This is a genomic window from Gemmatimonadaceae bacterium (assembly GCA_036504815.1).
Taxonomy (GTDB): domain Bacteria; phylum Gemmatimonadota; class Gemmatimonadetes; order Gemmatimonadales; family Gemmatimonadaceae; genus PNKL01.
Genome location: DASXUN010000021.1, coordinates 546,811 through 569,813, shown reverse-complemented (window position 1 = coordinate 569,813; position 23,003 = coordinate 546,811). Strand labels below are relative to the sequence as shown.

The window sequence follows — 23,003 nt, the reverse complement described above, 5'->3', positions numbered from 1 at the left end:
CGTTAAATGCCGCGGCGCGCCATCGCCGCCAGCCGCTTCGCTTCCCTCTCCATGCGCTCGACCTGATCCGCCAGGGCCACGCGTGCCGCGCCGGCGGCCTCCTCCAGTTGCGCGTCCCACGCCGCCTTGATCACGTCGGCCGCTTCCGTGGGATCGTCCGTGATCACCAGCAGGTTGAGGTCACTCGGCGAGATCTTCTTCTCGCCCAGCACGCGCGCCTGCATCCAGCGCACCAGCCCCGCCCAATAGTGCGTGCCGAAGAGCACCACCGGGAACTGCGAGATCTTGCCGGTCTGGATGAGCGTCAACGCCTCGAACAGCTCGTCGAGCGTGCCGAAGCCACCGGGAAAGATAACGTACCCGATGCTGTACTTGATGAACATCGTCTTGCGGACGAAGAAATACCGGAATTGCACGAGCGTGTCGACGTACGGGTTGGACCCCTGTTCGAACGGCAATTCGATGTTGCACCCGACCGAGTGACCGCCCCCCTCCTGCGCCCCCTTGTTGGCGGCCTCCATGATGCCGGGCCCGGCGCCGGTGATGATGGAGAAGCCCTGCGACGCGAGGAGCCGCGCCGTCTCGTTGGCGGCGAGGTACTGGGGATCATCCGGCGCCGTGCGCGCCGACCCGAAGAACGTCACCCCCCGCTCCACCTTGGCGAGCGTGTCAAACCCCTCGATGACCTCGCCCATGATGCGCATCACGCGCCACGGATCGGTGCGCGTGAAGTCGTCGCTGGCCCGCGGGGCAAAGTTCAGCAGCTTCTGGTCCTCGGTCACCAGCGGCCGCGCGTCGCGGATGGCGTCGTCGATGTTGAGGCGCCGCGCCTCGGCGGCCGTCACTACCGGGGCCCCCGGCGGCATTCGCCCCGCGGCCAGATGACCCAGCTGATGCCGTTCGCGCACCCCGGCCAGCGCCTCGTGTTCGGCCGTGCGACGCACGCTCGGGTCCACCGGCTTCCCGCGCGCGTTGCGCGGTGTCGTCTTCTTCTTTGGTTTCGCCATGGATTGCAGTTTACTTTCCGCCGTGATCCGCCGCGACCCGTCCCACCCGAGCGTTGTCGTCCTCGTGGCCGATGGTGCCCGCCCCGACACCCTGCGAAACGCCCTGGACGCCGGCGCCCTGCCGGCGCTCGCCCGGTTGCGCGCCGAGGGCGGGCTGCACACGGTCACCACGACCTTTCCATCGGTCACCGGCCCCGCGTATGCCCCCTTCCTGCTCGGGATCTTCCCCGGCACGGCGGGCCTGCCTGGCATTCGTTGGTGGGATCGCGCGCGGACAACGGGGAACTGGCCGCACTTCGCGCGCAGTTACGTCGGCATCCAGGCCCGGCATTCCGACCGCGACCTGACGCCGCATCATCGCACGTTGTTTGAGCACGTCCCCGATGCCCTCGGCTCGCTGACACCCATCGGCCGCGGGCTCACGAGCACGCGGCGTCTTGGCTTCGGCTGGGCGTTCGCGGCGCGCGCGGCCTGGACACATTTCCGCGGCGACCTGCCCGGCTGGCTGGTGATCGACCGCGAGATCGGCGCCATGGTGGCGGCGCGCATTCGACGCGAGCAGCCGCGCTTCGCGCTCTGCGCACACCCCGGCATCGACAAGGCCTCGCACGCCGTGGGTCATGCGCATGCCGACGTGCTCGCCGCCATGCGCATCGTGGACGATACCGCGGCGGCGATCCGCGCCGACGCCGTGCGCGACGGCCGGTGGGCGACGATGCACCTCTGGGTGGTCAGCGACCACGGGCACTCGCCGGTGGCGTGCCACGACGATCTCGCAGGGCTGTTCGCCGAGTGGGGGTTCGGCGTGCTCTCCCATCCATGGACCGTCGGCGGCGGACGGGATGTGGCGGTGATGGTCAGCGGCAACGCCATGAGCCACGTCTATCTCGAGTTGAGCCGGCGCGCGCGGCCGTTCTGGCGGGAGCTGTCGGCGCGATGGGAGCCCGTTGCCAGTCGGCTGCTGGACCGCGCGTCGGTGGACCTCCTGGTCCTTCCGCACAGCCCATGCGCGCTCGAAGTGCGTGCGCGGGCGCGCCGCGGGCGGGCGATGGTGCGCCGGACCGGAGATCGGTTCGCGTACGTCCCCGTCGACGGGGGCGATCCGCTGGGGCTTGGCGGACCCATCGAGGCCGCATCACCCGAGGCGGCGCACGCCGCATGCGCCGGCACGGACTATCCCGACGCACTCGTGCAGCTCCTCCAGCTCGCAAACTCGTCACGCGCGGGAGAGATGATCCTCTCGGCGTCGCGCGGCTGGGATTTTCGCGGACGCTATGAACCCATTCCGCATGTCTCGTCGCACGGCGCACTGCACCGCGAGCACATGGACGTGCCGCTCCTGCTCAATCGCCCCGTGGCCGGCACGCCGCGGCGCACGACGGACGTGATGCCGAGCGCGCTGGCGGCGCTCGGATTGCCGGTGCCGGCGGGACTGGACGGGGTGTCGTTCCTGTAGTGCCTCTACTGTAGCCCCAGCTCGAGCAGCTCGTTCAGATGCGCCGCGATCATCGCTTGCCGTTCGCGCATGCGCCGGAGGCGCCGGCGATGCAGGTGGCGCACGAAGAAGCGGCGCACGGTGAGCCAGCGTAGCCGGCGGCGCTCGGCCACCACCGCCGCGCCGGTCATGGTGGTCGGCAGCAGCACCAACGCGGCCAGCGCGCCCAGCCAGCCGAAGGTCCATGCCGCCACGCCACAGAGCAGCATCGTCCAGATGGTGCTCAGCAGCGCGAGCGCGAGGACATGGTAGGTGGATTGCGAATCCGGTCCTTCCTTGTTGTGTTTCGCGAACCAGCGCGCCCCGGCCAGCGGTGGCCAGTACAGCAGCAGCGCCAGCGAGGCCAGCGGAATCAGCCCGATCAGCGGCAGCCGCTTGAGCGTCCACAGCAGCGCCGACGGCGCACTCACATCTTCCTTGAGCGCCTGCGGCGACAGTCCCATGCGCTGCAGCATCCGCGCGTGCGCGCGCAGTTCGCGCGCGGTGGAGAGCCACTCGGCGTCGCCGCGCGACCGGAAGCGCTGCAGCACGTTCGCGATGAGGGCGAGTCGCGATACTGTCGCCTCGGAATCACGCGGCGAGGCGTGCTCGGCGGCCCAGATCTGCTCGGCCACGTGCGCCAAGGCCGCGTCTTCCCAGGAATCGAGGTTCAGCGTGACCCGGCGCATGGCGACGTCAATGCGCGCGGTCAGTTCGCGCACCGCGAACTTCTCCTCACTGCGCGCGGCGAGGTCGCTCCAGTCGAAGGCGTCGCCGACGACGACGCGCGCCTCGCTGCGCACGCTGTTGCGATCGCGGAAGACGAGTCCAATCGGAATGATCGGAAACGCGCCACCGATGCGCCGCGCCGCGCCCAGCGCGATGCGTGCGGCACCGGTCTTGAGCGGCGAAAGGCGCGACCCCGAGTGGCTCGTCCCCTCTGGGAAGATGCCGACCGCCGCGCCGTCGGCGAGGGCCGCATGCACGGCTACGAAGATGTCGCGGTTCTGCCCGAGGAGCTTCGGGTCGTCCTGGGCACGATAGACCGGAATGGAGCCCACCAGCTTCACCAGCCAGCCAATCTGCGGATGCGTGAAGAGCGTCGACTTGGCGAGAAAGCGCACCTCACGACCGGCCGCCACGGTCACGAAGGCCGGGTCCATCAGGCTGTTGTTGTGGTTCGCGACGATCAGCACTGGCCCATCCGCGGGAACGCGCGCGCCGCCTACCGAGAAGCGGTAGTAGCCGCGCGTCGCGAGGCGCGAGATGAAGGGCATCAGGCCGCGGATGGCCATGTGTCAGAGGTAGTGATGGCGGACGGCGGAAGGCAGATGGCGGAGGCGAACGATGGACGTTACGGGCGCGGCGGAGCGGCAGGAAGTGCCTCCCTACGCGGCGGAACCGATTCGGCCATCGGCCATCTGCCATCTGCCATCTCCCAGCCGCCCGCACCATCTTTCCCTTCATGGCATGGCTCCGTCTGCTCCTCGCCCTCAAGCTCCGCGCGCTCGCCAACCCGCGCGTGGCGGCTGACTTGACGGTGCTGTGGTGGCGCTATCGCCGGCGGCGGTGGTGGGCGCGGTTCCCGTTCATCCCGTGGCCCGACCGCGAGTACCTGCGCTGGCGGATGTACACGGCCTACGGAAATGAGGACGCCATTCCGCCGGTCGCGGACATCCTGCGCTACGCTCGCTGGGCGCGGCGCTTTCCGTGAGCCAGCCGGTTCCCGCCGGCTTCGAAGACCGCCTCAAGACGCAGGCCCGCGCGGCGGGCTTTGATCTCGCCGGCATCACCCGGTTGGGGACGCCCCACACGGTCGCGCATTTCGACGCGTGGCTCGCGGCAGGATACCACGGCGAGATGGGATATCTCGAGCGTGGCGCCGAGTTGCGCCGCGACGCCCGGCGCCCGGTGGATGGCATGATCAGTGCGCTCGTCGTTGCGCTGAACTACGGCGGCACACAGCCCGACGGTCCCATTGCCCGCTACGCGCGGTTTGCCGACTACCATCGCGTGATGTGGGACAAGCTCGACGCGCTGCTCGAGTGGGTGCGTACTGAGCTACCCGATGTGAAGGGCCGGTCGTTTGTGGACAGCGGCCCCGTGCTGGAGCGCGACCTCGCACGCCGCGCCGGACTGGGCTGGTTCGGCAAGAATACGCTGCTCATCCACCCCAAACTCGGCTCCTTCTTTTTCATCGGCGCGCTCCTCCTCGACGTGCCGCTCACGGCAGACCAGCCGTTCGCGACCGATCATTGCGGCACGTGCACTCGCTGCCTCGATGCGTGCCCGACGCAGGCGTTCGCGGAGCCCCGTGTGCTCGACGCGCGACGGTGCATCTCGTACCTGACCATCGAACTCAAGGGGCCCCATACGCCCGAGCAGTCGGCGATGGTGGGCGAGCACCTGTTTGGGTGCGATGTGTGCCAGGAGGTGTGTCCGTATAACCGTAAGTTCTCCGCCGGGGCGACCGAATCGGCCTTTTCTCCCCTGGAGCGGCTGGTTTCGCCCGACGCCCGGGAATTGGCGCGCGCGTTCCTGGCGATGACCCCGGCCGAGTTCACGGCGGAACTCAAGCACACCCCCCTGTCGCGCGCCAAGCTGTCCGGGCTCAAGCGCAACGCCTGTGCGGTGCTCGCAAACGCGGGTACTGCGGCCGATGTATCGGCGCTCACAGTTGCCCAGGAAGACGACGAACCGCTGGTCCGTTTCGCGGCCGTCGACGCCCTGGCCAGGCTGTCCTCACCGGATGACCTCGCCGCTATTCGCCGCCGCCGTGGAGTTCCCAAAGACTAGCAGGCGTCTGGGCGGCGTTAGTCCTATGGAACTGCAGATCACATCGGGCGGATGCCACCGAGGTGGCTATGACCACGATTTCCTTGGTTCCATCTCCTGGACGCTGCATCCGCAACTCCACGTAAGTGGAACTCCCGATTTCCCGAGGGTATTTATCGGATTAGATAACGTGCGTCCCCCTGAGAGTTATTCTCATGTACGGTTATCTCGCTAACTGTAAGTAGCAATGGAGCTTATGTCATCTTCACGGGCCTGTGCTCGAACATTCTTCCGCCTCGCCGGAACGATTGCCTGTCTTGCCCTGGCACCGTGGACGCCGAATCTCCTTGCTCAAACTGGCCTCATTCGCGGAATGGTGGTCGCGGGCAGCGCCCAGGAGCGATTCGGGCTTCTCGTCTCCCTCGCTGGCACGGACTACCAGACCACCACGGACAGCGGGGGACGGTTCGCGCTGACGCATGTTCCTGCCAGCCGCTACAGCCTGCGCCTGCAGGTGCCGGGACGGGCCGCACTTCAGCGTGAGGTGACCGTCGTGGCGGACTCGGCGGTGAGCATCGTGTTCGCACTCGACGAAGGCCCGACGCGCCTCGCGGCGGTGCGGATTGCGGCCGCACGCCCGTTGCACGTCATTGGGCACCTGCCCTACGTGCACGACGGAGTGATCCTGTCCGGCAAGAAGTCCGAGGTGATCGTGATGGACAGCCTGCACGCCAACCTCGCGCAGGATGTGGAACGCCAGATCCTCGGGCGCATTCCGGGGGCGCATTTCTCCGAGACGCAGGGCGCGGGCTTTCCGTCGAACGGCATCGGCTTCCGCGGCCTCAATCCCACGCAGTCGCAGGAAGTGAACACGAGGCAGAATGGCGTGAGCATTGCCGCTGACCTGTTCGGTTATCCCGAGACGTACTATACGCCTCCCGCCGAGGCGCTCGACCGCATCGAAGTCATTCGGGGGGCGGCGTCGCTGTCCCACGGGCCCCAGTTCGGCGGCGTCGTGAACTACGTGACGAAGCGCGGCACCGCGGGCGCGGCGCCGACCTTCGTGTTCGGACAGACCGCCGGCGGCGCTGGATTCCTCAACTCGTTCAACTCGGTCGCTGGCGGCACGCGGCGCTGGGCGTACTATGGCTTCCTGCACGGACGCGTCGATGCCGGCTGGCGCCCCAACTCCGACGTGCGGCAGACAACCGGGTTCCTCGGCGCGACGTACCGGGCATCGGACCGCGTGTCCATGGATCTCGAACTCACGGCATCGCGCAACCGCATTCACATGCCCGGGGGACTGTCGGATGAACAGTTCGCCGAGGGGCCGAGGCAGTCGTTCCGTGCGCGCAACTGGCTCGCCAGTCCATGGAACGTCGCCGCGATCAAGTTGCGCTACGAGCCGACGTCGGACGTCGGACTCGAGACCACGCTCTCCGTTCAGTCGAGCGATCGGCATCTGGTCTGGCGCAACGAGGACGGCGGGGCGGCGGCGGCGGACGCGATCGACCCGGCAACCGGCTCGTTCGTTCCCCGCGAGGCCGAGCGTGAGCGCTTTGCGAACGTTGCGCTCGAGTCGCGACTGCACGTGAACCACGCGACGTTTGGTCCGCACCAGACACTCGCGATGGGCGTGCGCTTCGGCGCCAACAGCCTGCGGCGCTTCGAGGGCGGCCCCGCGTCGACGGGCAGCGATTTCGACATGCGGCTCTACGGCGGCACGTGGGAACGCGCCCTGCGGTTCCGGTCGGTGAACGCGGCGGTGTACGCCGAGGATCTCGTGCATCTGTCGGCGCGCCTGTCGGTGACTCCCGGCGTGCGCCTCGAATACCTCCGATCAAGCGCGGAGGGCTACACGGAGGTCGCCTCGACATTCACGCCGCGTACCATCGCGTACCCGCTCGTGGGCGCGGGGGCAGAGTACCTCATCGGCTCGTCCACTTCGGCGTACGCGAATGTCAGCGAAGCGTATCGCCCGATTCTCTACGCGTCGCAGACGCCATTTGGGAGCATCGCGACGGTCGATCCCGGGCTGCGGTCATCGCGTGGGTACAATGCCGACCTTGGATGGCGCGGCACGGCGGGGCCGTCGTTCAAGTTCGACGTCTCGGGCTTCTACCTGCAGTACCGAGACCGCGCCGGGACGCGATCCGTGGGCAGTGGTCCCGATGCGTCGCTCGAAATCGCGAACATCGGCAACAGTCGGCACCAGGGCGTCGAATCGTACGTCGAGATTGACCTGCTGACTTTGCTCGCGCCGCGATTCCGTGCAGCGCTTGGCACGATTGACCTGTTCAACTCATTCGCGTACGTCGACGCGAGGTATCTCACCGGCGAGTTCCGCGGGAATCGCGTCGAGCAGGCGCCGCGGGTGGTCGAGCGGCTTGGTGTGAGCTGGGCCCGCGGTCCGCTGGCGATGACGGTGCAGGCCAGCCACACGGGCGATTCGTTTGGCGACGCGAACAACTCGGTGGCGTCGTCGGTGGAGGATGGCGCAACGGGATTCGTGCCCGCGTACACAGTGCTTGATCTTTCGTTGCGGTGGCGGCTTGCGCCGCGGATTGTCCTGACCGGCGGCGTCAACAACCTCGCGAACCTGCACTACTTCACGAAGCGCACGGCGGAGTACCCGGGTCCGGGCCTGCTCCCGGGCCTTGGCCGAAGCATCTATCTCGGCGTCACGACGCGGGTGGGACCTGGCAAGTGAGTGGTTCGTTCGCCCTTTCCTCGCCAGGCGTACCACGCAGTCGCGTGTTCTTGATGATGCAGAAGCGGTGCGGAACGACCGCGGCGCACCCTGACGGCGCGCCGCGACCCTTCCGTCACTTCGCGAGCGTCGCGCTGTCGATCACGAAGCGGTACTTCACGTCGCTCTTCAGCATCCGCTCGTAGGCCTCGTTGAGCTGCTGCGCGGGGATGAGTTCGATGTCCGAGACGATCCCGCGCGCCGCGCAGAAGTCGAGCATCTCCTGCGTCTCGGCGATGCCGCCGATCAGCGACCCGGCAAGTGCGCGGCGCTTCATCACGAGGGACGTGTAGTTTGGCGTCGGGTGCGGACGCGCCGGCCCACCCACCAGCACGAGCGTTCCATCGCGCTTGAGCAGGCTGATGTACGTGTCGAGCGAATGACTCGCCGAGACCGTGTCGATGATGAGGTCGAAGCTCCCGGCGTGCGTTGCCAGTTCGGCGGCGTTCGTCGAGACGACCACCTCGTCAGCTCCCAGCGCCTTGCCGGCGTCGCGCTTGCGGTCGCTTGACGTGAAGGCCACGGTGTGCGCCCCCATCGCGTGCGCGAGCTTCACGCCCATGTGCCCCAGCCCGCCGATGCCAACGATTCCCACCTTCCTGCCCGGACCGGCCTTCCAGTGGCGCAGCGGCGAGAAGGTGGTGATGCCGGCGCAGAGGAGCGGGGCCACTGCGGCCAGCTGCTCGGGCGCGTGCGTGATGCGCAGCACGAAATCGTCCTTCACCACGATGCGCTGCGAGTACCCGCCCAGCGTGTGCCCGGGCGCGTCGGGCGTCGGGCCGTTGTAGGTGCCGACCATGCCGCTCTCGCAGAACTGCTCGAGTCCCTCCTTGCAGGAGCCGCAGTGCCCGCAGCTGTCCACCATGCATCCAACGCCGACCGTCTCGCCAACCTTGAAACGGGTCACCTTCGCGCCGACGGCGCTCACGTGCCCCACGATTTCGTGACCGGGAACGCAGGGATAGAGGGTGCCGGGCCACTCCGCGCGCACGGTGTGGAGGTCCGAGTGGCAGATGCCGCAGTACGCGATGTCGATCTGGACGTCGTGCGCGCCGGGGATGCGGCGCTCGATGTTGAGCGCTTCGAGTGGCTTGTCGGCGGCGTGGGCGCCGTAGGCCTTGATGGTCATTGTCTGCTCCGGGTAGATGGACGAAGAATAACTCCTGTCATCTCGTCCAGGCCGGCCCGCTCGCCCGCTCGATCGCTCGCCTGGTACTCTTGTCGCCCGGATCGATGGCGCTCGCCGAGCGCCACTCGGCCCACGCCTTGTCCGTCATGCCAAGCGCATAGTAGATGTCGCCCTTGAAGCTGTGCTGCGTCGCCTGATACCGGCGCTCCACGCTGTCGGCCATGGCCGCGGCCGCCGACGGTGTGGCTCCCTGGTTGGTCAGCAGCGGCGCGACGCTCGTTCGCATTGCCTGGAAGACGGTCAGATTGCCGAGCCCGTATCGCTGGCCGAGGAAGAATGACCAGGCCGGCGTGAACTCGAGGTACGGACGGTTGTCCGTGTTCAGTTTCGCGCTGCCCACGTACCGCCGCAGGTCGGCTTCGCCCATCACGAAGCCCGACAGGAAATCGAGCGGCTCCGTTGCGTCCACCGTGGCCATCTCCTGCCGGACCCCCGGCCGCTGCAGCTTGCGCCGCAGGGCCTGCACATCGATCTGCAGCGGCTTGCGCGAACCCACGAGCAGGCCGTGGAACTTGAGCGGCGACAGCCATAGCGTCGTGTGCGGGAAGACCTGCATGAAGGTCTGCGCCGTCATCTTCATCTCGGCGTCCGACAGCAGGTGGAACGGCAGCCACTGCACGGCCACGCCATCCTCCGACAGGCGCCTCTCCAGCAGCTGATAGAACTCCAGCGTGTAGAGGCTCCCGTTGCCGGCCATCTTGGGCGACGTGGCATCCACCGAGATGACATCGTACCGCTGGTCCGTCATCAGGGCGTAATTCCGCCCGTCGTTCATGATGAGGCGGTACTCAGGTCGTTGCACGACGTCGTGATTCACCTCGGCAAACCAGGGCGACGCGTCGATGACGCCCTGCACCAGTTCCACGCAGTCCACCGCCGACACGTCGTACTGCAGCGCCTCCCACGACGCGCCGCCGGCCCCGAAACCAATCAGGTTCACGCGCGGCGACGGCACCGCGCTGAGCAGCATCGGGTAATTGCCCAGCGTCTCCTGCGCGTCGCGCATCCCCGGTGTCGTCCCGGCGACCGGGAAGCCGTCGATGCTCAGCACCTTGTCGCCTCGCTTGTCGCGAAAGACCTTCACCGTCGAGCCGATCCCCTCCTGATAGAACAGGACTCCGGTCCCGTCGGCTCGCTCGCGATACGAAGCCAGGACCAGGCGGTGCGCGCTCAGTTGGGAGAGCACGACGAAGACGAGCCCGCCCCCCGCGCCGATCATCGCGCGCGCACGGCGCCGGCCCTGCACGACGGGGTCGGCCAGCAGCACCACGAGACCCAGTGCCGTGCTCGCCGTCGCGACGGCGAAGATTCCGCCACTCACGCCGAGCATGGGAATGAGCACGAAACCCGCGACGACCGACCCGATGACTCCACCAATGGTGTTGGCGGAGTACACGCGGCCAAGTGATCCGCCGAGGCGGGACAGGTGCGCGGCGAGGATCTTCACGACGAGCGGCACCGTCATGCCCATGAGCACGGTGGGCACCAGCATGACCGCCAGGCTGCGAACGAATCGTAGCCCGCTCCATTTCCACCAGAGCATGGCGTCCACGGCCTGTCCTTCCATGCCCGTGAGCACGGGGGTGGACGCGGCCAGGATGGGAATGGCGAGCAGGGCCGTGATGCCGATCAGCAGCTCCACGACGCCAAACACCATGATCGGGCGCAGCCGCCGATCCGCGAACTGCGCCACCACCGCGCTGCCGAGCGCGATGCCCAGCAGGAACGCCGTCAACACCGTGGTGAACGCGTGCGTGGAGTTGTCCAGGTAATAGACCAGCGCCCGCGTCCACAGCACCTCGAGCGCCAGCGCGGCGGCCCCGGAGACGCCGATGGACCAGAGCAGGAGGCGAGCCAGCGACGGTGAGAGTCCCTGGCTGGCGACGTCGTGAACCGTCCGCGTCACCGACGGCTCATCGCCCGGCGACGGTGTGACGGATGACGAAGTCATCTCACGACTGAGGGTGAAGGCAATGCCGGCGACGAGCAGGTTCACCACACCGGCGAGGTACGCGGTTTCGCGGACGCCGAGCAGCAGGATGAGGAAGAATCCGCTCGCGAGCGCGCCGACGACGCCGCCCAGCGTGTTGAGGGCATAGAGCCGGCCGACGTCGAGTCCCAGCCGATCCATGCTCCGCGCGAGGCACTTCACGATCACCGGGAGCGTCCCGCCCATCAGCGTCGCGGGAACGATGAGCACCGCCGTTGACAGGACGAGTCGCACCAGGCTCAGCGGATAGAAGCTCAGGTCGACGCGGCGTGCCAGCGCGACGTAGGCAGCTGTGACACCGGTGAGCAGGAGCGGCATCAGAACGGCGAAGAGCCCGACCCCGGCCTCCAGGGCCGCGTAGAGCGCCAGCGGGTTGCGGCTCCGGTCGGCGGCCTTGCCGAACAGGAAGCTGCCGAGGGCCAGCCCGGCGAAGAACACGGCGAGAATGACGCTCGTGGCCAGCGCGGTGGCGCCAAACACGAGCGTGAGCATCCGCATCCAGACGATTTCGTACACCAGGCCGCACGCGCCCGACAGGAAGAACAGCGTCAGGACGATCGGGCGGATGCCGCGCTCAGTCGAGAGTCCCAAGTCGCCTCACCGGTACATTCGGGATGGAAATCGGTTCGCGGCCGCAGGGAACATGCGCCGCGCCGCGAAGCACAGCAACCGATCGCGTCGCGCGGTGCAAGCCGCCCAGATGCACGCCTCCCCTCGCGCGGAAGGCTGCACGAGGGGAGGCGCGACCGCTCCGGTCAGCGCCGGTTCAAGGGGTTGTCCGTCCGCGCAGGTTCGGGTTGGTCTGGAGTTCGTTCAGGCTGATCGGGATGCACTTGTCCCGGCTATCCAGGAACGTGTTCTTCGCCGGACCGGTTTCCGCATTCCAGCGCCGCAGGTCACCCAGGCGTCGCCCCTCAAGCCAGAGCACGGCTCCCTTCTCCTTCTCCAGCGTCGTCCACGCGGTCGCCACGTCGGCCGGAGCGGTGAGCGGCGCGAGCGCGTAGACGGCCCGCTGCTGGTTGATGAAGCCGAACGCACCGGCAATGTCGCCGCCGCGCAGCGCATTCTCGGCGCGGATCATCAGCATCTCGGCCCCCTTGGTGATCGGGATGTCGGAGCCGAGGTCCTTGTACTTCGCCTGCCGGAAGAACGGGGTGAGCCCGTCCTGCGCCTTCTGGATCGACCCGGAGGACGTCTTGATGGTATCCCACGGCACGCGCGGATCCTTGAACACCTGCGCCCACTGCGAGCCGTAGACGGAGAACTCGCGTCGCACGTAGGTCTCCTGCACCAGCGAATTGTTCTCGCGCGTCGAGCCGGTGGAGTAGTACGCCAGGTACACGAAGTTCGACGGCACGAGCGCCGCGTCGGCCACGGCGCCGCTCCAGTTCCCCTGCGACACGCGCACGGCGGCGCGGCCCGCGTACGAGGCGTTCAGCACGTCCGTCGCGCTCGCTCCCGCCGCCTGGGCAATGCGAATCGCCTCGGTGAAGTACGTCTCGGCGCGCGCGAAGAAGGTCTTGTAGTCCTGCGCCGGCCCGTTGTCGAACACCGCCTCGCACGAGGTCTCTCCGAGCTGCCGGTTGGCGAACCCCGCAAACATGTTGGCGCGCGCGGACAGCGCGCTGTTGTCGTAGCTGAAGCCCGTCATCGCCTTGATGCGGGCCACGCCTGATTCGGATTCGAACCGGACCTGGTGCATCCCTGCCCAGAGGCCGTTCACGTCCTCGGGCCGGATCACGCCTTTCACCCAGATCTGTTCCGACGTGTAGCTGCCGCCGTGTCCGCTCTCGTCGCCCGCGATCGACGTGATGCGGGTGATCTCGTCGAGGATATTGGAGTAGTCCGACGACATGCCGACCACGAGGCTCGGCACGGCGTCCGGCGTATAGAGGGCCGAGTCGTTGATCGGACCCGGATTGGTCACTTCCAGGAACCCGTTGCACCCAACCGACGAAAGCACGCCGGCGAGGGCAACCAGGAGAACTCTCTTGGTCTTCATCGTGATATCCTCGCGGTAGGTCAGAAGGTGAGGCGAAGGGTCGCCAGGAAGGTCCTGAACGGAGGCAACTGGTAGTACTCGCGACGACCCAGCCCTGCCCCCGCGTCACTCGCGTCGTTGGCCTCGGGATCTGCCCCATCGTACTTGGTGCTCGTCCACAGGTTGCGCCCGGACAGCGTGAACGTCGCCCCCTTCGCCGTGCCGCGCAGATAGCGCGCGGGAATCTGGTACGAGAGCGAAACCGAGCGCAGCTTGAAGAAATCGGTCTTCGACACCCAGAAATCGGAGCTGCGAACCGTTGGGTCGATCGCGCAGCGCCCCCGATCGCGTGCCGTCACGCCGGCGAGCGCATCCAGCACGTCATCGGCCGTTCCCTTCTTTCCATCCACGCCGTTGTAGGCACGAAGTTTCGCCTGCACGGCGTAGCACGGCTGCCAGATGTTGCGCACGATGCCCTGGTAGCCGATGAAGTTCGTCAGGTGTCCGCCAGCCTGGAACTCGCCGAGCACATCCAGCGTCAGGTTCTGCCAGAACGTGAGGGTCGTGCCGATGCTCGTGATGTGCGTCGGGTAGAGCGCCCCGAGGTACTGGTCCGGCTTGATGACCGGGTCGGCGATGGCGTCGGGATTCATGATCTTGTAGCCGAACAGCCCGGGCACCGGGTAACCGGCGCGAACGTAACTGCCCAGTCCGGTCGAGATCGGCACGCCGCCCACGTTGACGGTGTTGCTCGCCAGCGACGTGATGCTGACGCGCCCAGACCAATTGACGCGCGTAGTCTGGAGGATCTCCCCGTTGACCTGCACCTCCAGGCCCTTGTTCTCGAGCGTGCCAACGTTGGTGAGCTGGGTTCGCGAGAAGCCTTCCGAGGGCGGATAGACCACGCCGATCAGCGCGCCAAGCGTGCGCGCGTGGAATCCCGTCACCTCCAGCGACAGCCGGTTGTCGAAGGCCGCGGCGTCAAAACCGACCTCGGTCTCGCGCGTGCGCTCGGGGCCGAGATCGGGATTGCCGCGCTGCTGCACCACCACGCCCGGCTTGCCTTCATCGCCCGACACCGGGTCCCACGTGCGCACGGCGTCGAACGCGCCCGGCGCCTTGCCCGACTCGCCGACCGCGGCGCGCAGCTTCAACGTCTGCACCCACCGGGACGGCCACCACTTCTCCTCGGAGAGCACGTAGGCGGCGCTGATCTTCGGGTACGTCTGCAGCCCGAAGGCCGAGCCGAACGCGCTGTTGCCGTCCACGCGCAGGCCGCCCGTGACGAACAGGCGATCGTTCCAGCCCACCATCTCCTGTACGAAGAAGCCGGCGTTGACCACCCGCGGCTGGGTGGCGACCCCGAGCGTCCGTATCGCGAACGATTCGAGCGTCGGCTCGCCCGGACCCGACAGCCCGGTGCCCGTCATCGTCGTGTACCGCTCGCGGTCGTCGAACAGCTGTCCGCCCCACGAGAACGTCGACGCATACTGCTTGAACAGCGTGTTCTGGAACGACCCCGCGTAGTCGAGCGACAGCTTCGTGTGGTTCCACATCGTGCTGTTGAGCGAACCGGTGGGGAGGTTCAGGAACCCGAACGGCTGGAGGTAGCTGTTGTTGCTGTTGTTGTAGTCGAAGCCGACGTTGAACCGGTTGCTCAACCCATTCAACGGATTCCACGAGATCGACGCGCCGGTGATGAAGTGGTCGGCGTCGTTCGTGATGTTCTCGTCCAGGATGTACTTGTTGGTGAGGCAGGTCACGCCGGCCGGAACGTTGGCGCAATCGGCCCCCTTGCCGCCCTTGAAGTTGCCGCTCGACCCGCGAAACACGTTCAGCGTGAATCCGTTCGCGAGGTTGCCGTCACCAATCCAGCGGATCGACTTCTTGTTGTAGGCGCTGTTGACGCCGATCACCAGCTTCTTGGCCGGCATGAAGGTGAAGTTCGCGCGGAACCCGCCGTCCTTCTGCGCCCCGGTGCGGATGACGCCCTCGTTGTTGCCGTAGTTGCCGGAGAGGAAGTACGTCATGTTCTCGCCGCCGCCCTTGACCTCCAGGTCCAGGCGCTGCACCGGTCCCTTGCGGAGCCACGTGCCGTTGGCCGGGCAGGTCGGATCCATGTACCGCTGGCCCACGCCGTCCGTGTGGATGCCGCTGCACTTCAGGCCAAGGTCCGTCGGGTCCGATTTCGGGCCCACCTGCCCCAGGACGTTCGCGCCGGCGGTCATCGACGCACTCCACTGCGGGGCGCCGGCGGCGCCCCGCTTGGTGAAGATCTGGATCACTCCGCCCGATGCCTCGGTGCCGTACAACGTCGTGGCCGCCGCGCCCTTCACGATCTCCACGCGCTCGATTTCATCCGCCTTGATGTCGTTGAAGGCCGCGGCGCTCTGGCGCGCCGCCGGCGTCACCGGGCCGCTCTGGCTGTAGATGCGAATGCCGTCGACGTAGATGATCGGGTTGTTCCCCTGCGTCACGCTGTTGCTGCCGCGCAGCCGGATGGTGCCGCCCGCCCCGGGCTGGCCCGAGTTTCCGAGCACCGTGATGCCCGGCGCTCGGGCGCCGATCATGTCCTGCGCGTCCTTGATCTGTGGCGACGCCGCCAGTTTCATGTCGATGGTCGCCATCGCGTTGCCGACTTCCTTCTTGCGTGCCTCGGCGGCCGTGCCGGTGACCACCACGGCATCCAGCGAGAGCGCCGCCGCCTTGAGCACGAAGTTCACCGTGAGCGTACCGCTGCTCACGACGGTGATCGACCGCGTCTGTGAGGCGTAGCCGAAACTCAGCGCGCGCAGCGTGCTCGTGCCGATCGGGACGGCCGCCAGCCGGTACTTGCCGGTCTCGTCGGTGCGGACGTAACGCGGATTGCCGACGATCGAGATGGTCACGTTCGCCAGGGGATTGTTCGATCCCTCGGCGGTGACCGTCCCCTGCACGATCCCGGTGGCCTGCGCCTTGAGGGTCCCGGGTGGCGCCGCGGCCAGGACGATGGCGAGAGCCGGCGCGGCGAGTCGACGAAGACGACGGGCGAACGGCGCGTTCATGTTGTTCTCCATCAGCATGATGATGGGATGCACCAACGATCCCCTGAGAAAAGGGCGGCGAGCGAGGTCAGACTTTCCAACGCGGGGGGCGTATTTATGCGGATGGTGGGGTCCGTGGACCCGCGCACCATCCGGAGACGCTCAGTTCGTCGTGGCCGGGAAAACTCAGGTTTCCCCGCTCTATATGCAGATGTTTGTCCCGAGTGTCAACATTCGTCGGACACGACGGTCAGCGCATCTACTTCGTCCAGAATAGAATCGCCCCACACCCCGATCGGTTCCGCTGAAACTGCGGCGGCACGGTCGCTTCCGAGTAGATCTCGATGGCGGCCAGTCGCTCGGGCCGCACCCAGCCGTCGATGGCATCCACGCTCAGTTCAGGAATCAGCGTTCCGTCGAACCAGAGCGCCGGCTCGCACCAGTTGCCGCTGATCCCCCGCATCAGCAGCCGGCGGTCGCTGAGCTGGTTCATGTCGACAAGCACGTCCGGGTTGGCGTCGGTCTCGAGCGTGTCGTAGTCGTAGCCGATCCGCACGCCGCTCTGCTGCCGGAAGATGTCCGACGTGGTGAACGCGCCGCGGCGCGCAATCTGCTGCGCCGTGAGAAACATCCCTGCGCCCGAACGACGCCGGTCCTCGAATCCGCTCGCGTGCCGATCCGCCGCGTTCGCCACGATCACTTTCACCGTGTCGAGCATCGCTTTCGCGGAGCTCAGCGCGATGGTGACTGGCGCCGCGCCGGTGACCAGGTCCACCGCGACGCGCGCCTGTCCGTATCCGACCGCGCGCGCCTCCAGCATCCACGTCCCGTGCGGCGCGTCCACCAGCGTGAACGCACCACGTTCATCGGCCCGCGCGGGCGGATTGTCGCCGACGCGTACCATGGCGCCGGCCAGCGGCCGACCGCTCGCGCTGCTGACGACGATGCCCTGCAACTGCGCCGCGCCCACGCGGGCGCGGCGCGCCGGCACTAGCGTATCCGTGACGGGCGCGCTGTCGCTCAGCAGGACCAGGCGCGACGGACCAATGAAAAGTTCGCGCCGCACCAATCCCTCGGGTGGCACCTGCACGTCGATGCGGTCGGTGCTGTCGGCGCCGTTGGTCGCCCGCAGGAACATCATGCCGCGCGCCGGCACGTTGCAGAGCGCGAACCATCCGTTTGCCGCGGTCGTGGCGGAGACCCGTCCGCGAAGGCGTCCCACGCGCCCGCCGCGACTGAACGTGATCTCGAGCCACTCGCCGGTCACGGATGCGCCGTCGATCGGCGCGCGTGAACGTGCGTCGCGCACGGCGCCCAGCACCGCCCCGCCAGCCGTCGGGGCCATGAGGTCCCGGCACAGCGCGGCCCGCAGCCGCACCGCGGAGGGCGTAGTCAGGTCGATGCGCGCCGGGCGCCGCCGTGACACCGAAACCTGCCGCAGCAGGGGCTCCACGCCGAGCGAGTCGAGCACGGGATGGAAGAAGCCGATGAGGTATCGGCCGTCGGGGAGTCCGTCGAACGCGAAGCGCCCGAGCGAATCGGTGACGACCGTGCGCGCCCGCGTCGCCTGTCGGCCGGCTTCCACGAGCTGCACCCAGGCCCCGGCGAGCGGCACTCGCGCGATGCTGTCGCGCACCACGCCGCTCAAGACCGCGCCCGTCGCCTGGGCGCGCGCCGACCCGGCGGTGGCCGCCACCACACACAGGGTCCGGAGGATCGATTGCATGGGTGCCCGCGTCGCTACTTGGTCCAGATCAGGATGGTGCCGCACCCGGTCAGGGCGCGCTGATACTCGGCCGGCGTTGTCGCTTCGTTGTAGACCTCAATCCCCTTCACGTACCGCAGCGCCACCATTCCGTCGATGTCGTCGGCAGTGAGGTTCCACAGGTGGAGACCGTCGATGTGCACGGAAGGCTCACACCACTCCCCGAACGCGCTGCGCACGTAGATGCGGCGCGCCCCCATCTCGTCGCGTTCCAGGCGAGTCCCCGGCAAGTTACGGAAGGCATCGGACGTGAAGAGCGCGCCTCGGCGCTCCAGCTCGGCCGCGGTGAGATACCTGCCCAGCCCGGTGCGGCGACGGTCCTCGTAGCCGCTGTTGTGCCGGTCCGGCACGCCCTGCGCAATGATCTTCACCGTGTCGAGCACCGACTTGAACGTCGAGAGCGCCACCTCCACGGGCGGCATGCCCGCGACGACATGCACCGGACGCCGGTCGGGGTAATAGCCGACCGATCGCACCTCCAGCGTACGTGTCCCCAGCGGGGCGTTCACGAGCGTGAAGGCGCCGCGTTCATCGGCGCGCGCCGATGGGCCGTCGCTCAGGTGCACGATCGCCCCGGCCAGGGGCCGCCGGGAGTCCGCGTTCATCACGGTCCCCGTCAGCCGCCCATCTCCGGAGCGCACGATGCGGGGCGGGAGCGCCAGCGAATCGGGGCGACGTATCGTGTCTCGCACGAGGACGGTCTTTGCATCGCCCAGATACAGGTCGCGCCGCAGGAAACCATCGCGGGGCACGGCGGCCTCGATCAGATCGGTGCTGTCCGCCCCGCGACTCGCCGTCAGGAACATCGTCCCGCCCACCGGCGCATTGCAGAGCGCAAACCAGCCGTTCGCGCCGGTGGTCACCGCGAGGCGCGGGCGACGACGTTCGATCCCGGTCGGGCGAAACGAGATCTCCAGCCATTCACCGCTGACGGCTACGTTCGCCGCCGGCGCGCCGCCGCGCGCCGCGCGCACGACGCCGATGACGGCAGCCCCGGTCACCACGATCCCCGAATCGCGCGCCGAACGCACCCCGCACACGAGCGCCCGCAGCGTGGCGCCGGACGGGATGGCGAGGTCAGCCCGCACCGCGCGCCCCCTGACGAGGAGATCATGCGCCGGGACATCCACGCCCAGCGAATCGAGCACCGCGTGAAAGAAGCCGAGTCGGTAGTGTCCGTCGGGCACATCGTCGAACGCGTACCGGCCGAGTGAGTCGGAGACCGCCGTCCGCGCGTGCTGCGCCGTGCCCGCTGCATCGACCAGCTGCACCCACGCGCCGGCGAGGGACGCGCGCGCAATGCTGTCGTGCACGATTCCCGAGACGCGCACGCCAGCGCTTCGTTCGCCCGCCGCCGGCGCCTGCGCGGCCAAACGGGGAGCGAGAACGCTTACGAGAAGTGCAACGGGAACCAGTGCGAGACGCATAGGCGGGGAGTAGGTGTCACCCTGTTAGACAACCTAGGCCCACGGTTGTTTCCCGCCAGCAGGTATGCCCCACCCGCACCGTGCCCTTGCACCGCACCGTGCCCTTGCACCACACCGTGCCTGTGCCCCTGCACCCGCCTTTAGGTGCGGAGCGTCCGCAAAGCTCCCGCCCACTTGTACAACTCGTCGAGCATCGCCTGCGCCTTCTTCGGATGCCCTTCATCCGGAAGGAACGCGCCGGTCGCCGCATCGATCCGCTTGGCCACATGGTGGATCGAGACCGCCTCGAGCATCGCCACCACCTTGAACGTGCTCAGCACCTGCCGCGTCATCTGCACGCTGCGCAGGCCGCCCGACTCGCCGCCGTAACTCGCGAAGGCGGCCGGCTTGTACGTCCACTCCTGGTAGGTGCACTGCAGCGCGTTGAGGAGCGACGCCGGCATCGAGAAGTCGTACTCGGGGAGCACGAAGACGTAGGCGTCGGCCCGCTTCACCGACTCGCTCCACCGCTTGGTGTGCTCGTGCTCGTACTGGCCGAGCCGCGGATGCGCCACCTCGTCGAGGATGGGCAGGTTGAAGTCGGCGAGGTCCACGAGTTCCACGGTGAATTGGCCGTGTGCCTTGGCCTGCTCGGTCATCCATGCGGCGACGGCCGGCCCTTTGCGGCCGGGGCGCGTGCTGCAGATGATCACCTGCAGGCGGAGTTGCTGGTCGGTCATTGAAGTGCCCTTCGCACCGCCGGTGCCACCACGGTGCCGTAGAGTTCGATGGCCCGCATCATCTGCGCATGCGGCATGGTGCCGACGCTCAGCTGAATCAGGAAACGGTCCATGCCGAAGAGTTCGTGCTCGTACAGGATCTTGTCCGTCACCTGCTGTGGACTGCCCACCAGCAGCGCGCCGTGCGGCGACCGTTCCCGGTCGAAGTGGGCGCGGGACGGGGGCGGCCATCCGCGCTCCCGGCCGATGCGCCCCATCACGTCGGCGTAGCGGGGCCAGAAACTCTCGGCCGCGTCCGCCGCCGACTCCGCCAGGAAGCCGTGCGAGTTGATGCTCACGCGCGCCTTCGCCGGATCGTGCCCGGCGCGCGCCCACGCGTCGCGGTAGATCTGCACGAACGGCGTGAAGCGCGCCGGCTCGCCGCCGATGATCGCGATGGCCAGCGGCAACCCCAGCGTCCCCGCGCGCGCCGCCGACTGCGGCGTGCCACCGATGGCAATCCAGACGGGAAGCGGGTCCTGCACCGGTCGCGGATAGACCGGCTGGTCCTTCATCGCCGCGCGAAAGCGCCCCTGCCACGTCACGCGCTCGTTCGCGCGCAGGGCGAGCAAGAGGTCGAGCTTTTCGGTGAACAGGTCGTGATAGTCATCGAGGTCGTAGCCGAACAGCGGGAACGACTCGATGAACGACCCGCGGCCGGCCATGATCTCGGCGCGGCCATTCGAGAGCAGGTCCAGCGTGCTGAATTCCTGGAAGACCCGCACCGGATCGTCCGAACTGAGCACGCTCACCGCGCTCGTCAGCCGAATGTGCTTCGTGCGTGCGGCGGCCGCCGCCAGCACCACCGCCGGCGTGGAGACGGCATAATCGGGACGGTGGTGCTCACCCACGCCGTAGACGTCCAGCCCCACCTGGTCGGCGATTTCGATCTCCTCGATCAGGTCCTGCAGGCGCTGGGCCGTGCTGGCGCGCTGGCCCGTCGCCGGGTCGAACGTCGTTTCCGCGAAGCTGTAGATGCCAAGTTCCAGGTGTGCCGTCCATTTATCTTTGTACTGAGATATATGCTGAATGACCGGACGGGGCAAGGGCACGGGCACGGACCTGATGCCCGTCAAACATGACCAGGCGTAGCTTTCAGGCAGCTGCCATGGCCTCCATCCTCCGCCTCAACTCCTGCCGCGCATCGCGCGGCGCGTCGTGAACGCCCGCGAACGCTTTCTCGCCTACCGGCGGTCGGCGCCGCGCGCGCCGCACCTGGAACCGTGCACCGTCCGCGCGCGCGGGCTCGATTTTGCCGTCTACCGCACTCCGGACGTGCCGGGCACGCTCCCGCTGGCCTGCATCAACGGCGGGATGGTCTACTCGCACATCCTGCTCTGGCCGGCCCTCGCGCCGCTTGCGGCGCGGCGCCAGCTGATCTTCTACGACCAGCGCGGTCGCGGGCACAGTCAGGTGCCACCCGGCGCGCGCGCCGCCCGCATCGAGCACGATGCCCTGGACGTGCGCGCCCTGCGCGAATCGCTCGGCTTCGCGCAGTGGGACGTGCTGGGACACTCGTGGGGCGGCGGCATCGCGATGCTCGGCGCCGCGGAAGATCCCGATGGAATTCGCAACCTCGTGCTCGTCGACGCGGTTGGCCTGACCCCCGAGTGGCTTGTCGCGCTGCACGACGCCGCACTGTCGCGCCTGACCGGTGACGCCCGGTCGAGACTTGCCGCGTTCGACCCGGCCTCGCTGCACGATCCCGAACCCGGCCGCCAGGCGGAGTACAACCGCGCGCTCTATCCCGCCTGGTTCCACGATGGGGAGCTGGGATCGATGTTCTCGCCGCCGCTGGCCCGCAGTGAAACGGGAGCGGCCGTCGTCGCGCGCCTGCGTCGCGAGGGCTTCGATTGGCGCGCCGCCGCCGCACGCATTCGCGCCCGCACGCTGCTGGTGCACGGCGGCTCCGACATGATCCCCGTGTCGCAGGCCGAGCGCACCGCCGCGACGATTCCCGGTGCGCAACTGCGCGTGATCCCGGAGGCCGGGCACATGCCGTTCTGGGAGCAGCCGCAACTTTTCTTTGCCACCGTCGAGGAGTTTCTCGCGTGAAGCGCCTCGTCGCCCTGCTGGCGGTACTGTTGGCCGCGATGGCCGTTTTCATCGTGGCGCAGGCGCGCCGCCTGCCCGCACGTCCGGCATCGGTGGCCGGCGCATCGGCCGACACCGCAACGGTCGTGCCACCCGTCGGCGAGAATGCGGCGGTGCCGGCCGCGGGCGAGGCCGGGCTCCTCAGCGTGGCGACATCATCGCTCGCCGCACCGCGCCGCGACCTCGCCGAGATCCAGCGGCGTCTCAGCGACGGGGAGTCCGGCACCTACATTCGCGAGATCCTGCTCCAGCGCAGCGACAACAACGCGCGGTGGCCCGATCGCCAGCTCGAGCCGCTGCGCGTCTGGGTGCAGCCACAGACCGCGCTGCCCGACTTCCAGCCCGACTACCCCGAGCGCGTGCGAAAGGCCTTCGAGCGCTGGACGCACGCCGGCGTGCCGATGGCGTTCACTTTCGTCGTCGATTCCGCGCGCAGCGACATTCCGGTCGTCTGGGTGGATAAGTTCGACATGCCCATCTCCGGGCGCACGCGATGGACGCGCGACCAGCATTGGTGGATCGTCGGCTCATCCATCGAGCTGGCCCTGCACCACCAAAGCGGCACGCCCCTCGGCGCCGAGGCGGTTTACGCCATCGCCCTGCACGAGGTCGGCCACGTGCTCGGACTTGACCACACGATGGATGAGCGGAGCATCATGTCGGCGCGCGTGCGTGTCAGCGACCTGAGCGCCGCGGACGAGCATACGGTGCAACTCATCTACAGCCTTCCGCCGGGATCGGTTCTGCGACCGTAGGTCGCAGAGGGCGACA

Annotated in this window: 16 protein-coding genes; 6 read left to right on the top strand and 10 right to left on the bottom strand. The window is 68.0% G+C overall.

Annotation, left to right across the window (positions count from 1 at the left end; translation table 11 throughout):
• Positions 1 to 2 precede the first annotated feature (2 nt).
• Complete coding sequence (locus VGJ96_12115) at positions 3 to 944, bottom strand: TIGR00730 family Rossman fold protein (protein ID HEY3287853.1); 942 nt, start codon at positions 942 to 944, stop codon at positions 3 to 5.
• On the opposite strand from VGJ96_12115, the gene VGJ96_12110 reads away from it, so the two are divergent.
• Positions 934 to 2,463 (top strand): alkaline phosphatase family protein, encoded by a 1,530-nt coding sequence (locus VGJ96_12110; protein ID HEY3287852.1) that lies wholly within the window; start codon positions 934 to 936, stop codon positions 2,461 to 2,463. The genes VGJ96_12115 and VGJ96_12110 overlap by 11 nt on opposite strands.
• A 5-nt stretch (positions 2,464 to 2,468) precedes the next feature.
• Here the strand turns inward: VGJ96_12110 and VGJ96_12105 are convergent, their stop codons facing one another.
• On the bottom strand, positions 2,469 to 3,776 hold the full coding sequence (locus VGJ96_12105) for a lysophospholipid acyltransferase family protein (protein ID HEY3287851.1): 1,308 nt from the start codon (positions 3,774 to 3,776) through the stop codon (positions 2,469 to 2,471).
• A gap of 170 nt (positions 3,777 to 3,946) precedes the next feature.
• Here VGJ96_12105 and VGJ96_12100 point away from each other — a divergent pair, with 170 nt between their 5' ends.
• The 3 genes from VGJ96_12100 to VGJ96_12090 all read left to right on the top strand — a co-directional run bounded on the left by VGJ96_12100 (position 3,947) and on the right by VGJ96_12090 (position 7,966).
• The gene (locus VGJ96_12100; protein HEY3287850.1) at positions 3,947 to 4,195 is read left to right on the top strand and encodes a hypothetical protein; all 249 of its coding nucleotides are present in this window, start codon (positions 3,947 to 3,949) and stop codon (positions 4,193 to 4,195) included.
• Positions 4,192 to 5,277 (top strand): tRNA epoxyqueuosine(34) reductase QueG, encoded by a 1,086-nt coding sequence (gene queG, locus VGJ96_12095; protein HEY3287849.1) that lies wholly within the window; start codon positions 4,192 to 4,194, stop codon positions 5,275 to 5,277. The genes VGJ96_12100 and queG overlap by 4 nt, the downstream gene beginning before the upstream one ends.
• 352 nt (positions 5,278 to 5,629) lie before the next feature.
• Positions 5,630 to 7,966 carry a TonB-dependent receptor gene (locus VGJ96_12090; protein HEY3287848.1) on the top strand — a complete coding sequence of 779 codons (2,337 nt, stop codon included), beginning with the start codon at positions 5,630 to 5,632 and terminating at the stop codon, positions 7,964 to 7,966.
• A 115-nt stretch (positions 7,967 to 8,081) separates the two neighbouring features.
• On the opposite strand, the gene VGJ96_12085 is transcribed toward VGJ96_12090, so the two are convergent.
• The 8 genes from VGJ96_12085 to VGJ96_12050 form a co-directional block, all read right to left on the bottom strand.
• Positions 8,082 to 9,134, bottom strand: a complete 1,053-nt coding sequence (locus VGJ96_12085; protein ID HEY3287847.1) for an NAD(P)-dependent alcohol dehydrogenase — start codon at positions 9,132 to 9,134, stop codon at positions 8,082 to 8,084.
• 37 nt (positions 9,135 to 9,171) lie between these two features.
• The gene (locus tag VGJ96_12080; protein HEY3287846.1) at positions 9,172 to 11,775 is read right to left on the bottom strand and encodes a fused MFS/spermidine synthase; all 2,604 of its coding nucleotides are present in this window, start codon (positions 11,773 to 11,775) and stop codon (positions 9,172 to 9,174) included.
• A 175-nt stretch (positions 11,776 to 11,950) separates the two neighbouring features.
• Positions 11,951 to 13,186 (bottom strand): RagB/SusD family nutrient uptake outer membrane protein, encoded by a 1,236-nt coding sequence (locus VGJ96_12075; protein ID HEY3287845.1) that lies wholly within the window; start codon positions 13,184 to 13,186, stop codon positions 11,951 to 11,953.
• A gap of 20 nt (positions 13,187 to 13,206) precedes the next feature.
• Entirely contained in the window at positions 13,207 to 16,242 is a 3,036-nt protein-coding gene (locus VGJ96_12070; GenBank protein ID HEY3287844.1) for a TonB-dependent receptor, read from the bottom strand.
• A gap of 205 nt (positions 16,243 to 16,447) precedes the next feature.
• Positions 16,448 to 17,914 (bottom strand): carboxypeptidase regulatory-like domain-containing protein, encoded by a 1,467-nt coding sequence (locus VGJ96_12065; protein ID HEY3287843.1) that lies wholly within the window; start codon positions 17,912 to 17,914, stop codon positions 16,448 to 16,450.
• A gap of 14 nt (positions 17,915 to 17,928) precedes the next feature.
• Positions 17,929 to 19,284, bottom strand: a complete 1,356-nt coding sequence (locus tag VGJ96_12060) for a carboxypeptidase regulatory-like domain-containing protein (GenBank protein HEY3287842.1) — start codon at positions 19,282 to 19,284, stop codon at positions 17,929 to 17,931.
• Positions 19,285 to 19,520: 236 nt separating this feature from the next.
• Positions 19,521 to 20,099: an NAD(P)H-dependent oxidoreductase gene (locus VGJ96_12055; protein ID HEY3287841.1), complete on the bottom strand. Its 579-nt coding sequence runs from the start codon at positions 20,097 to 20,099 to the stop codon at positions 19,521 to 19,523.
• The gene (locus tag VGJ96_12050) at positions 20,096 to 21,190 is read right to left on the bottom strand and encodes an LLM class flavin-dependent oxidoreductase (protein HEY3287840.1); all 1,095 of its coding nucleotides are present in this window, start codon (positions 21,188 to 21,190) and stop codon (positions 20,096 to 20,098) included. Before VGJ96_12050 ends, VGJ96_12055 begins: the two co-directional genes overlap by 4 nt.
• Before the next feature lie 106 nt (positions 21,191 to 21,296).
• On the opposite strand from VGJ96_12050, the gene VGJ96_12045 reads away from it, so the two are divergent.
• The gene (locus VGJ96_12045) at positions 21,297 to 22,193 is read left to right on the top strand and encodes an alpha/beta hydrolase (GenBank protein ID HEY3287839.1); all 897 of its coding nucleotides are present in this window, start codon (positions 21,297 to 21,299) and stop codon (positions 22,191 to 22,193) included.
• Complete coding sequence (locus tag VGJ96_12040; GenBank protein ID HEY3287838.1) at positions 22,190 to 22,987, top strand: matrixin family metalloprotease; 798 nt, start codon at positions 22,190 to 22,192, stop codon at positions 22,985 to 22,987. The genes VGJ96_12045 and VGJ96_12040 overlap by 4 nt, the downstream gene beginning before the upstream one ends.
• The last annotated feature ends 16 nt before the right edge of the window (positions 22,988 to 23,003 follow it).